The organism is Rhodococcus sp. IEGM 1305, from assembly GCF_030058635.1.
GTDB classification, from domain to species: Bacteria; Actinomycetota; Actinomycetes; order Mycobacteriales; family Mycobacteriaceae; genus Rhodococcus_F; species Rhodococcus_F opacus_D.
Window position 1 is genome coordinate 15,272 of the sequence record NZ_JASHKX010000038.1, and the last position, 11,537, is coordinate 26,808.

Annotated in this window: 10 protein-coding genes and 1 pseudogene; 4 read left to right on the top strand and 7 right to left on the bottom strand. The window is 64.8% G+C overall.

Features of this window, described 5'->3' with window-relative positions; translation table 11 throughout:
• Window positions 1-22: 22 nt before the first annotated feature.
• Window positions 23-1,216, bottom strand: coding sequence for an IS110 family RNA-guided transposase (locus QM693_RS31250; RefSeq protein ID WP_061043698.1), 1,194 nt, complete (start codon window positions 1,214-1,216; stop codon window positions 23-25).
• 461 nt (window positions 1,217-1,677) lie between these two features.
• Between QM693_RS31250 and QM693_RS31255 the strand changes: the two genes are divergently transcribed.
• A complete protein-coding gene (locus QM693_RS31255) occupies window positions 1,678-2,064 on the top strand; it encodes a hypothetical protein (RefSeq protein WP_283354255.1) in 387 nt (128 codons plus the stop codon).
• Between the two features lie 59 nt (window positions 2,065-2,123).
• On the opposite strand, the gene QM693_RS31260 is transcribed toward QM693_RS31255, so the two are convergent.
• Complete coding sequence (locus QM693_RS31260; RefSeq protein WP_283354256.1) at window positions 2,124-3,164, bottom strand: Lrp/AsnC family transcriptional regulator; 1,041 nt, start codon at window positions 3,162-3,164, stop codon at window positions 2,124-2,126.
• A gap of 85 nt (window positions 3,165-3,249) precedes the next feature.
• Between QM693_RS31260 and QM693_RS31265 the strand changes: the two genes are divergently transcribed.
• From QM693_RS31265 to QM693_RS31275, 3 genes are all read left to right on the top strand, one after another.
• Window positions 3,250-4,728: an MFS transporter gene (locus QM693_RS31265; protein WP_283354257.1), complete on the top strand. Its 1,479-nt coding sequence runs from the start codon at window positions 3,250-3,252 to the stop codon at window positions 4,726-4,728.
• 66 nt (window positions 4,729-4,794) lie between these two features.
• Window positions 4,795-6,165 carry an amidase gene (locus QM693_RS31270; RefSeq protein ID WP_283354258.1) on the top strand — a complete coding sequence of 457 codons (1,371 nt, stop codon included), beginning with the start codon at window positions 4,795-4,797 and terminating at the stop codon, window positions 6,163-6,165.
• A 59-nt stretch (window positions 6,166-6,224) separates the two neighbouring features.
• Window positions 6,225-7,643 (top strand): M20 family metallopeptidase, encoded by a 1,419-nt coding sequence (locus tag QM693_RS31275; RefSeq protein ID WP_283354259.1) that lies wholly within the window; start codon window positions 6,225-6,227, stop codon window positions 7,641-7,643.
• Window positions 7,644-7,935: 292 nt separating this feature from the next.
• On the opposite strand, the pseudogene QM693_RS31280 reads toward QM693_RS31275, so the two are convergent.
• The 5 genes and pseudogenes from QM693_RS31280 to QM693_RS31300 all read right to left on the bottom strand — a co-directional run.
• A pseudogene (locus tag QM693_RS31280) lies at window positions 7,936-8,184 on the bottom strand (Lsr2 family DNA-binding protein); the annotation flags it as partial.
• Between the two features lie 247 nt (window positions 8,185-8,431).
• The gene (locus QM693_RS31285; protein WP_283354260.1) at window positions 8,432-9,373 is read right to left on the bottom strand and encodes an alcohol dehydrogenase catalytic domain-containing protein; all 942 of its coding nucleotides are present in this window, start codon (window positions 9,371-9,373) and stop codon (window positions 8,432-8,434) included.
• Window positions 9,374-9,540: 167 nt separating this feature from the next.
• Complete coding sequence (locus tag QM693_RS31290) at window positions 9,541-10,410, bottom strand: mycofactocin-coupled SDR family oxidoreductase (protein WP_283354261.1); 870 nt, start codon at window positions 10,408-10,410, stop codon at window positions 9,541-9,543.
• A 17-nt stretch (window positions 10,411-10,427) separates the two neighbouring features.
• Complete coding sequence (locus QM693_RS31295; protein WP_283354262.1) at window positions 10,428-10,910, bottom strand: cupin domain-containing protein; 483 nt, start codon at window positions 10,908-10,910, stop codon at window positions 10,428-10,430.
• 334 nt (window positions 10,911-11,244) lie between these two features.
• The gene (locus QM693_RS31300; protein WP_283354263.1) at window positions 11,245-11,514 is read right to left on the bottom strand and encodes an SDR family NAD(P)-dependent oxidoreductase; all 270 of its coding nucleotides are present in this window, start codon (window positions 11,512-11,514) and stop codon (window positions 11,245-11,247) included.
• Between the last annotated feature and the right edge of the window lie 23 nt (window positions 11,515-11,537).

Below are 11,537 nucleotides of genomic sequence, written 5' to 3' on the forward strand. Positions count from 1 at the left end.
GGGGGTGTCCCTATGGTTTTCGTCAAGCCGCTGAGGGGGTTGGATTCCGGTAGAGTTCCTTGTTCTTGAGCATGGCGTAGAGGACGTCGCAGCGGCGTCGGGCGAGGCAGATCAGGGCCGCGTTGTGTTTCTTCTTCTCGTCCCGTTTCTTGTCGTAGTAGGCGCGACTGGTGGGGTCGTGGAGGGCGGCGAAGGCGGACAGGAACAGGGCGCGTTTGAGTTTCTTGTTGCCGGAGCGGGCGGGGTGCTCGCCACGGATGGAGGATCCCGATTTTCGGGTGACCGGTGCGATGCCGGCATAGGCCGCCAGGTGGGCGGCGGAGGGGAAGGCGGAGCCGTCGCCGACCTCGATCAGGATCCGAGCTGCTGTCCTGACGCCGATGCCGGGCATCGAGGTCAGGACTGGGGAAAGAGGGTGGTCATCGAGGGCCCTCTCCACGTCCGCGGCGACCGCTTTGCGTTGTAACAGGGTCTCTTTCAGTGAATCCGCGAGTTTGGGGAGAACGGTTTCGGCGGCCGCGGTGCCGGGCACCACCACGGCCTGCTCGTCGAGGGCGGCAAGGATGTCGGTGGCCAACCTGGCGCCCATTCGGGGTGCGTGCTTGACCGCGATCGCGGTGAGCTTGCGCTTGCCGGCCTGCCGGATTCCGGCCGGCCCGCCGCAGCGGGAGAGGATCTCGAGCACCGCCGGATGGGTTATGCGGGGGCCGAGGACCCGCTCAAGGGCAGGGTGGATGGAGGTGAGCAGGCCTCGGATGCGGTTGCTGACCCGGGTGGCCTCACCGGCAAGGTCGTCGTCGAATCCGACGAGGACCTCAAGCTCGGCGAGGGCCTCGTCGCCGGTATCGACCCGGCGCAGGGTGTGCGGCATGGTGCGGGCGGTATCGGCGATGATGAACGCGTCTCGGGCGTCTGTTTTCGCCTGTCCGGGGTACAGGTCGGCGATGCGGCGCATCGCCAGTCCGGGCAGGTAGCCGACCTCGTGGCCGCCTACGCGGGCCACGGTGACCGGCAGGGCGCCGATCGTATTGGGTTGGTCGACGACCACCAGCACCGATCCGTGGCTGGCCAGGCGGTCGAAGACCGCCCGCAGCTTCGCTTCGTCGTTCGGCAACGCCTTGTCGTAGATCTTCTTTCCGGCGGCGGTCAGTCCGACGGCGTGGTGTTCGCCTTTGCCGACGTCGATGCCGCAGTACACCGCATAGTTCGAGTCCATTCAGGGGTCGTCCCTTGTGTCTCGGTCGGCCGGTCGCCGATCCGGCATCGACGCCCGGCACCCACGTTACAAAGAGACCTACCCAATTTCGGTTGGCCGTGTCCCTATTAGCGGTCCGTCGACGCCACCACACCCGGCGACACCACCCCCCGGATCATGCGAGAGACAGGGGCAAGGAGTCATACCGGGTCTGGCGACCGTAGCCCTTCTGTGAAGGACCGTGAATAAGGTAACGGGCATGCCGGTACTCACCGCGAACTCTTCCTAAGGGAATCGGCGTAACCGACGTCCGGGTCGCCGCCTTCGAGAGGGTGTGGGGACCCGATCACTGGCGCCACGACGTCGACGACTGGACGGTGCTCGGGCTGAACAGCGAACTCTTCGGTTCCGGTCTCGACCAGGTGACCAGGCAGGGGGCCTGAATCGAAGACACGGCCGAGAACGTCCCTGACTCGCAGCGGGTGATCGTATTCCTGCACAAGCCGATCCGGAAAGCGCTGGACGAGCCGGTCGGGCACGCCGTCGACATCGGGGACTCCCGTACCCGGCTACTCACAGCCCTCGGGAAGATGCCACTCGCCGCCGTCGGCAGCGGGCACCTGCACTGCTACCGGCAGACCGTCCGCGACGGGGTGCGCGAGGGCTGGGCGCCGTCCACCGGATTCGTCGCCGGCGAGGGTGAATCCCTTCCCGGGCCGCTCCACCAACCCGGCATCGTCGAGTACGACTGCACCGGCGGGGCGGTGCGCGCAAGCTACCGCTCCGTGCCCGGCCTCGAAGACGTCACCGCCGCAGTGCCCGAGGTGACCGCGGCCATCGACGCACTGGGACACAGCACAGTCGGCTGACGTCGAGTCGAGCTGTTACCGGCCGACGTCGGTAGACGCCTGCCCCGCATCCTCGGCGTTCACTGCCCCGTCCCGGGCCGGGGCGGGGCAGGGTCGTCATGAAGACTGGACAGTCCGGTGACGAATCCCCGGACATCCAACAGGCGCCCCAGGTGTACCGCCGGGCGGATGACGACGGCGCGGTCGGCGATGCGGGCTCCAGCGAGGACCTTCTCGAGCAAGGCTTCGAATCGGTTGACGTCGGCAAGGTCTCGAACCCACAGGGTCATGACGAGGTTGTAGCGGCTCGCGGTGGTGACCGCGAGCCGGACCTCCGCGAGCCGCGCCAGCGTCGACCGAAGCCGATCGATCGACGACGCCGGCACCTGCACGAAGTACCAGGCGTTGATCGGCCACCCTGTATAGCTGCGGGCAACGTCCGTCCGCAAAATTAGGTCACCCGAGTGACGAAGTGTCGCAATGGCATCAGCAACTCGCTGATTGCTGACGCCCGCCTTCGCGGCGATGTCACCGGCAGGGGTGCGCCCGTCGCGGTACAACTCGCGGACGATCACCGCCTCGAGGTCGGCGGGAACCTGGCGTGCTGCACGTGGCCGGGGCGCTTTGGCCCGGGGCACTCGTTGGGCCTCCGCCTCGGAGAGGGCGTTCAATCTCCAGTCGCTGCCCTCCACGAGAACCTCGGTGACCAGGTGCGTGCGAGCGTGGGTGATCAGACGCTGGTCACCCAGCCGGTCGATGACGAACGCCGACAGCGTCTCGAGGTCGGCTGCCGCGACCACGGCGACGAGATCGCGGCCACCGGACGTGTGATCGATGGTCCGCACGATCTCTTCGTCGGCGAGAAGACTCGCGGTCTCGGCGGCTTTGCCCTGCGCGCATTCGATCTCGACGATGGCCACTGCGGGGAAGTGCCGACGTTGCCCAGTGATCCACGCAAGCCCTTCATCGGCGATCCTGGCCCATCGCCGGGCGAGCCCGACCGGATCGGTGGCGAGAGCCCGGCCCAGTTCGGTCCACGACGCTCGCGGCTCGAGTTGCAGAGCGTGAATCAGCCGTAGATCGGAGTCTCTGCGCAGAGAATCCGGATTCGAGGTGGCCATTTTGCATCGTTTCCTGACATTTAACTTATCGGATTTCAATCGGACTGAGGATACGACCACCACACAGACTTCGCTGGAGGAACATATGAGCACTACGCCGCACACCGGCGCGAGGCGGGCCACCGGAACCTCCGCGGCCGTCGGATTCCTGATTGTCATGGAGTTCGGAAGCGGCCTGTTGCAGGGGTGGTACCCACCGCTTCTCACGAGCATCGGAGAGGAACACGGGACCTCGGCAGCAGCGCTGAACTGGGTGAATGCGATCTTCCTCCTCGCATCGGTGGCCTGCGTGCCGATTATCGCCAAGCTCGGTGACATGTACGGCCATCGCAGAATGCTCGTGGCATCCGCAGCGGCAGTGGCCGTGGGATCCTTCGTCGTCGCTTTCGCCCCGTCGTTCGCCGTCCTTCTCGTCGGCCGTGCCCTGCAGGCGCCGTTGATCGCGTTCCTGCCATTGGAATTCGCCATCGTCCGGCACCGGGATCCAGGCAGGGCGGGACGCAACATCGGTCGCCTGATCGGAGCACTCACCGGCGGCGTCATCGTCGGCGGATTCCTCGCGGGCTGGTTCATGACCCGCATCGACAACCTGACCCTCGTGCTGTTGGTGCCCGGGATCATGATGGCGATCTGCGTCCCGGTCGCCCACTTCCTCGTCCAGGAGACGACCGTCCGCAAGGAGGGGCGCATCGACTGGGCAGGAGCGGCGCTCCTGTCGTCCGGACTGCTCATGGTGATGGGCGGCGTATCCAACGGCAACGCGATCGGGTGGGCAAGCCCGCTGATCGTCGCTCTCGTCGCCGCAGGTGTGGTCACGCTGGCGGCGTTCGTGGTGCTCGAGAATCGAGTGACCAACCCCCTCATCGACTTCCGCGTCCTGAAGCAGGGCCGCCTCGTTCTCCCGATGCTCATCGCCGCCCTGCTCGGAGCTCAGTCGTTCGGTTCCCAGGCGCCCATCTCGTTGTTCTCGCGAGCCGATCCGAATGCGTACGGGTACGGCCTCGGTGTGACAGCCACGGTCGCGGGTCTCCTCTTGTCGATTACTGCCACCGGAGCGTTCATCGCCTCGACGATCAGCGATCGGATTGCGCGCACGCTGACACCACGCTTCGCCGTCGTGTTCGGCGCCCTCGTCAGCGCCGCCGGGTACGTGGCGATGCTTGTCGCGCACGCAAGCGTGGTCACCTTCTCCATCTGGCTGTTCCTGGTGGGCTTCGGCGCCGGACTACTCGCGGGTGTGGTGCCGGCGATCATCGTCAATCGCGCTCCCGAAGATTCGGTCGGAATTGCCTCCGGCCTCTACAACAGCTCCCGCACCGGAGCGGGATCGGTTGCCGGCGCAATGTTCGCGCTCCTCATGTCATCACTGGTCACCTCGGTGACCGTGGGCGAGAAGACGAGCTCGGTTTCGTCGTTCACCTCCTACGCCACGGTCTGGGCGATCTGCGCCGCCCTCTGCATCGCCATCGCCGCCCTGGCCCCCTTCCTCGATTCCCGGCGCCCGCGGACCACATCCGAGAACCCAGTGCTTCCCGCCGGTGACAACGAACCCGCACCCGTCTGATCCCGCCATTCACCATTTCACCGAGAGGAATCCCCTGTGCCTGACCCGACTCGAACCATCCACGCAATGAGCGCCACCGACCTCAACGAGGCCTTCAGTACTGGTTCGCTCACCCCGCTCGACGCTCTGGAGTCGACCCTCGCACGGATCGCGTCCAAGGACGACAGGCACCGCGCGATCTACGTGATCGACGCCGACGAAGCTCGTGAGTCCGCACGGCGGAGCACCGAGAGGTGGCGCAACAGCACCCCGCTCGGCCCGCTGGACGGCATCCCGGTAACAATCAAGGAGAACACCGCAAAAGTCGGTCTGTCGCAGTCGTATGGAACCGCCGCACGCGAACCCGTGATCGCAACCGAGAACTCACCCGTCGTCGACCGCCTGCAGGAGGCAGGCGCCCTCGTCGTCGCCAGCACCAGCATGCCCGACTTCAGCGGCCTCGGGTCCGGGGTGTCGTCCCGACACGGCACCGCACGCAACGCGTGGAATCCCGCGTGGAACACCGGCGGCTCCTCCTCCGGTGCGGCGGTCGCCGCCGCACTCGGGTACGCGCCGGTCAACATCGGAACCGACATCGGCGGGTCGATCCGCATACCCTCAGCCATGAACGCAGCCTTCGGTTTCAAGCCGTCCTACGGGCGGGTTCCGATCAACGACACCTACCTCGGCCGCTGCGCCGGCCCGATCACCCGCACCGTCCGCGACGCCGCCCACACGATGGCATACCTCGCCCGCCCCGACGCACGCGATCACAGCTCACTCCCCGACGAATCGATCCGGTGGACCGACCTCTACATCGACATCCGCGGGCTGCGCATCGGCGTCAATTTCGCTCCGGTGGAAGGCAAGTCCGCCGATTCCGAGATCGTCGCGGCGATCCGTCGGGCGGTCGCGGTGTTCGAAGCCGCCGGCGCCCAGGTGGAGATCGTCGACCCCTACCTGTCCCGGGACTACCTGACCACTGGATTCATGCCCTTCTTCACCGCGCATCTGTGGGCGCAGATGAACGACAAGAACATCGTCGACGATCTCACCAAGGCGAATCAGGAGATGGTGGAGGCGGTGTCGCGCATCGGCGCGCTCTCCTCCCTCGAGCTCATGCAGGCCTACGACTCGATCGGGCCGCTCGTTCAGGAGACCGTGGACATGCTGGGCCGCTACGACGCGGTCCTGTCCCCCACCTCCGGCATCCTCGCCGGGCCGGCCGAAAGCCCCATGATCCACGAGTTCGCGGGCCCGGCCAACTTCACGTCCGCATTCAACGCCGCAGGTACCCCCGCAGCCTCGATCAACTGCGGCTTCTCCAACGACGGACGGCCGATCGGACTGCAGATCGCCGCAGATCGCCGGCGCGACCTGACCGTCCTCCAGGTAGCCGCCTGGTACGAGGCCCACCGCGGCCCGGAGGCGACCCCCAACTGGAGCGCCCTCGACTGACCACAGCGCCTTCCTACGGCAGAAAGCCGCCGCGTTCCGATTCACCAATAGGAGAAAGAATGAGCACCACAACAAGTAGCACGCACGACCTCGCCCACCTGATCGACGACCTCGCACCCCAGTTCACCGCACTCAGTGACACGATCTGGGACAACCCCGAATTACGTTGGGAAGAAACAGCATCCGCCGAACACCATATCGAGCTGGCACGCTCGGAGGGGTTCCGCATCACCCCGGCGATCGGTGGCGTGCCGACCGCATTCAGCGCCGAGGCCGGTTCGGGCGTACCCATCATCGCCATTCTGGGAGAATACGACGCGCTCGCCGGACTCAGCCAGGAATCCGGCAACCCCGAACGCACCCCCGACCCCACCAACACCTCGGGTAACGGCCAGGGCTGCGGCCACCACCTCCTCGGCGCCGGGTCACTGCTCGCCGCCACCGCCGTCAAACGCCACCTCGAGGAGAACGGGCTACCGGGAACCGTCCGCTACTACGGGTGCCCCGCCGAGGAAGCGGCAGCAGGCAAGACCTTCATGGTGAAGGCCGGCGCGTTCGACGACGTCGACGCCTCGATCTGCTGGCATCCCGGCGACAGCACCCTGGTACAGCGCGACCACTCTCTCGCGTATATGCAGTCCTATGTGCGGTTCACGGGCGTCGCCTCACATGCAGGAGCCTCACCCGAACTCGGCCGCAGCGCACTGGACGCCCTCGAACTGATGAACGTGGGCGTCAATTTCCTCCGCGAGCACATGCACTCCGACTGCCGCATCCACTACGCCATCCTCGACGGGGGCGGGCGCTCGGCGAACGTCGTCCAACCCTACGCCGAGGCCTATTACGTCGTGCGGGCGCCGAACGTCCGGGAGATGCGTGCGTTGTTCGCGCGCGTTCGCAAGATCGCCGAAGGCGCCGCGCTGATGACCGAAACCGCGGTGGAGATCGAGATCGACGGCGGCTCCTCGAACCTCCTGGGAAACACCGTGCTGGAAGTGTCGATGCAGGACACGCTCCTCGAGCTCGGACCGGTGCCGTTCGACGAGGAAGATCTAGCAACCGCACGGAAGTTCCTCACGGACAAGCCTATCGACATGTTCGGCACCACAATCGAAGAGGGCGACAGCCCCCTCCACGACGGCGTGATCACCTTCGACGCCGGCGCACCCCGACGAGTGCTCACGGGGTCGACCGACGTAGGTGACGTCAGCTGGGTCACCCCCACCGTGCAATGCACCACTGCCTGCGTCACCCGCGGCACCCCCGCACACTCATGGCAACTCGTCGCGCAAGGAAAACTCCCCGCCGCACACAGGGGCATGATCCACGCGGGCAAGATCATGGCCGGAACCGCCATGAACCTCCTCACCGATCCCGCGCTGCTGAAACTCGCCAAGGAAGAGTTCGTCGAACGAACCACCAAGCAGCCCTACGACTCCCCCCTCCCCGAGGACCTCATCGCGCCACCGCTGCGGTAGATAGATCGGACGGGCACTCACACGGTGCCCGTCCGGTGATGTGAGATGTAACGTCGCCTCCGACGGGAGTGAGGGGCTTGGCAACCGCGGCCACCGGCGGTTCCCCAACTCATATGCAACCCACCCGCTCCACTCCGCGCGGGAATCGTCAAATCAGGTGCGCGGGATACCTCGCACCCATCCCCCGCGCACCGCTGCGCGGACAACCACCCACCGCCGAGGATCATGATCCCACAGGCTCATAGCCTTCGCGGCAGGATGGCCACGCTGTGCATCAGTGCAATGTCGCAGCTCACGCGACCGGCATCTCGGCCTGAGCATCATGGAAGGCTCGCTCGATTTCCACCGAGATCCGGCCGCGGGAGGACACTTCGTGACCCGCCCCGATCGCCCACTCACGAATCTCCCACGGAGCCTTACTCGCCACTTCCTTCTTCGCCGACTCCTTTGCCGCGACCGCCTTCTTCACGGCTGCCTTCTCCGAAGTTGCCTTTCTCGCGACTGTTTTCTTCCCGGCCGTCTTTGTCGCGGCCGTCTTCTTACTGGCGCCGTTTATGTCTGAACCTTGGACAGCCATTCGCTCACCATTAACCCGTTCTACGTCGACGGTCGCACCACTCGCGACAAGCCGAGCGGTTGATAGATCCCCCGTCTCGGATCTCCACGTCGATCACATCGATGAACGTCTCCGAGTACCTGGCACACGGTGCACGGGCTGATATACCAGGTCCTTTGTCCGCAATTCGGCCGATGAACCGCACGACACAGGTACCACTTCCGTACCCTGATCATTCCTGGATGGCGATGAGCCGCCCCCGGACCTCCCCGCGCTCCAACTTGACCAGCCCATCGCCGATCTGATCGAAGGAGATCTCCGTGAGGTCAAAGCTCAGCTTCTTGTCGGCGAGCAGCCCCAATACTCGGGCGAGTGCGCGGGGGTTGTCCACGCTGCTGCCGACCAGCTGCAAGTGCTTCGCAATGAGCGAGGGCACCGAGATCTCAGCCGTGGCCTTTCCTGTACCCACCTGCACTATCCGGCCGTACGGCGCTATGACCTCGACCGCGCCCGCAGTCGTCGTCCCGAAACCAGCGAAGTCCATGATCACGTTGAGATTGAACGGCTCGAATCCCAGCACATCCTCGACAACTTTGTAATCGCCGGTCGACTGGGCCAGTTCGCGGGCCTCGGAGTTGACCTCGGCGACATACACCTCGGCGCCGGCAGCCAGCGCAATCCGAGCAGCGATCGACCCGAGTCCGCCGTACCCGATGATACCCACGCGCTCGCCGGACTCAATACACCCATGCTCGTGCACCGCGCCGTAGGAGGTGGCCCCGGCGTCGGTGGCGGCCGCTGCTTCGGTGAAACTCACACCGTCCGGGATGTGCACGACCCGGTCGGCCCGGACCGCTACTTTCTCGGCGAACCCGCCGTCCCGACCAACACCTGCAGTCTCAGGGCCGATCGCGGCATTGGCGACACGGTCACCAACGTTGAAGCTCTCGACTCCGGGACCTACGGCACACACAACACCGGCGAGTTCATCGCCCAGGGTCTGAGGCAGGGACGGGGCAAGGAACGAAAGGGTCCCATCGACCATGCCAACCATGGTGTGACAAAGTCCGGACGCCTTGATATCGATCAGGATCTCGCCGTCTTTCGGCTCAGGAATGTCGACCTCGGCGAGGACCAAAGGTTGTCGTGCACCAACAAACTGCCAAGCCTTCATGGTCTCACATTCCTTCGATTCATACATCACAGCCACCCACCGTCCTCTATAACCAACGTTCCATGAGATTCGCTCCGTCTGGTTGGATTCAAATTCTGCAGTCGCGCATAGCGGCCCCACCGGCATTCACCGCGTAATCGCTTCGGTACCAGCGATGCCCGGTTTCGCTACTTCGCGCTCGCGCCGAGATCAACGGGCAGCGCCGCCCCCGTGACGTACCGGGCTTCGTCGGATGCCAACCACAGGAGAGCATTGGCGACATCGATCGTCTCGACCCACGGCATGTCCCAGATATTGACAACCGAGTAGCTGTTGACGGCGTCCTCGAAGGTCGGGTTCTCGAGGTCTGGACGGAAGGCCTTCCGCACCATCGCATTGTCCAGCATCTCGGTGGCGACGTTCGTCGGGTGTAACGAGTTGACGCGAATGCGGTGTGGTCCCAGCTCGTGTGCCAGGTTCTTGACGATCCCCGTGACACCGAACTTGGCCGCGACGTACCCGATGGCACCGGCAGCGGCCTTCAAGCCCATCGTCGAACTAGTCGCGATGATCGAGCCACCTTCCCCCTGCTCGATCAGTGTGGGGATAGTGGCCTTTGCGGTATGCCACACCCCGGTCAGATTGACATCGATCATCGTCTGCCACTGAATTTCCGTCCACTCATGGGCGGGTGCCATCGTCAGGATCCCCGCGTTGGCGACCACGACGTCGAGCCTGCCGAGAGCCGCCACACCCTCCTCGACCCCCTGCCGGACCTGTTCGAAATTCCGGACATCGCCTTGCACTGGAACAATTTTGCGTCCCAGCGCCTCGACGCTGCGCACGGTCTCAGCGAGGTCCGACGGCGTCGACGCTGCGTAGTCGACGGTCTCGATTGGCGCGCACGCATCGAATGCGATGATGTCCGCGCCTTCCTCGGCCAGTCGAACGGCATGGGCTCGGCCCTGGCCGCGTGCGGCTCCGGTGATAAATGCAACCTTGTCTTCTACCCGTCCTGCCACTGTCTTGATCACTTTCCTTTTCGGTTGGCTCGACATTCGAACAGATCTTCCGGTTAGTTCGTGAGGCGTTCCGCGCCGAAGATGACCGACAGCAGCGTCGCGGTCTCGTCGCCGCGGTTGCGCCACGTATGAACGACACCGTTGACGACGATCGTGTCACCGACCTCGAGCACCCGCTCCGAGCCATCTTCGAGCTCGAACACAACCGATCCCGAGACGATCACATTGACATCGACCGAATCGGTGGCATGTGCACCGCCGGAGGGCATCTCACCGGCCTTGGTCACCCCGGCCCGATCCTCCCCCGCGGTGCTGTGGGGTGGGATCGTCCATGCGAGAACCCATGTGCCTCCCGGAGAGGGGAATCCGAATCCGTCTTCGACGGGTACCTTCGGCGGGATCTGCAGTTCGCTGGCCGTCCGCCACACCGAGGACAGGGTGGTATTCGTGGACGGTAGTCCCTCGAGCTGGTTGTCGGAAACGAAGACCGACTTACCGTTCTCGTCGAAACCGGTCACCACTCTGCGAGTACTCATCGTTGACTCCGTTCTTCTGTAGGTCGACCTGTTGCGCTGCTGGTCGAAGGGTGTGTGTCAGAGCGCGCCGCCGGCATCCACCAAGTGGATGGTCCCCGAGACTTCCCGCCCGCTGGCAGCGACCAGGTAGAGCACGGCAGCGGAGATGTCCGCGGACTCCGTCAATGGAATGGGCAACGCGTTCAGGGTGCTCGCCGCCTTGACAAAATCGACTCCCGTCGGTCCTTCCAGCTCAGGCCGGAACAGCCATGCGTTGCATCGTTGAGAACCATTTTCGGTCGCAACAGTGGTCGGATGGGGTGTTGACACCGGATTCCACTCGGCGCGCGAGTTCCTATGCAACAACACGCATGAAACACACCAAACCGGCCTTGGCCGCCGAGTAGTGAGCGATGTTCCCGTTCGGGCGCAGGGCGGCCAACGAGCTCGTGATGACGACGGAGCCGTCCCGCCAGCCCGCGACGATGTGGGAACCGAGTCGTCGATAAGTTCCTGCACATCGACAGTTCGAGAGGAGAGCATCAGTTTGCCCTTCGAGATGTTCGTGGACCTGAATCCACTGCGAAAATGGGTTTTTCGGCATATCGCATTGCTCGACGATCACGCCGGAACTGCACAAGACGAGAG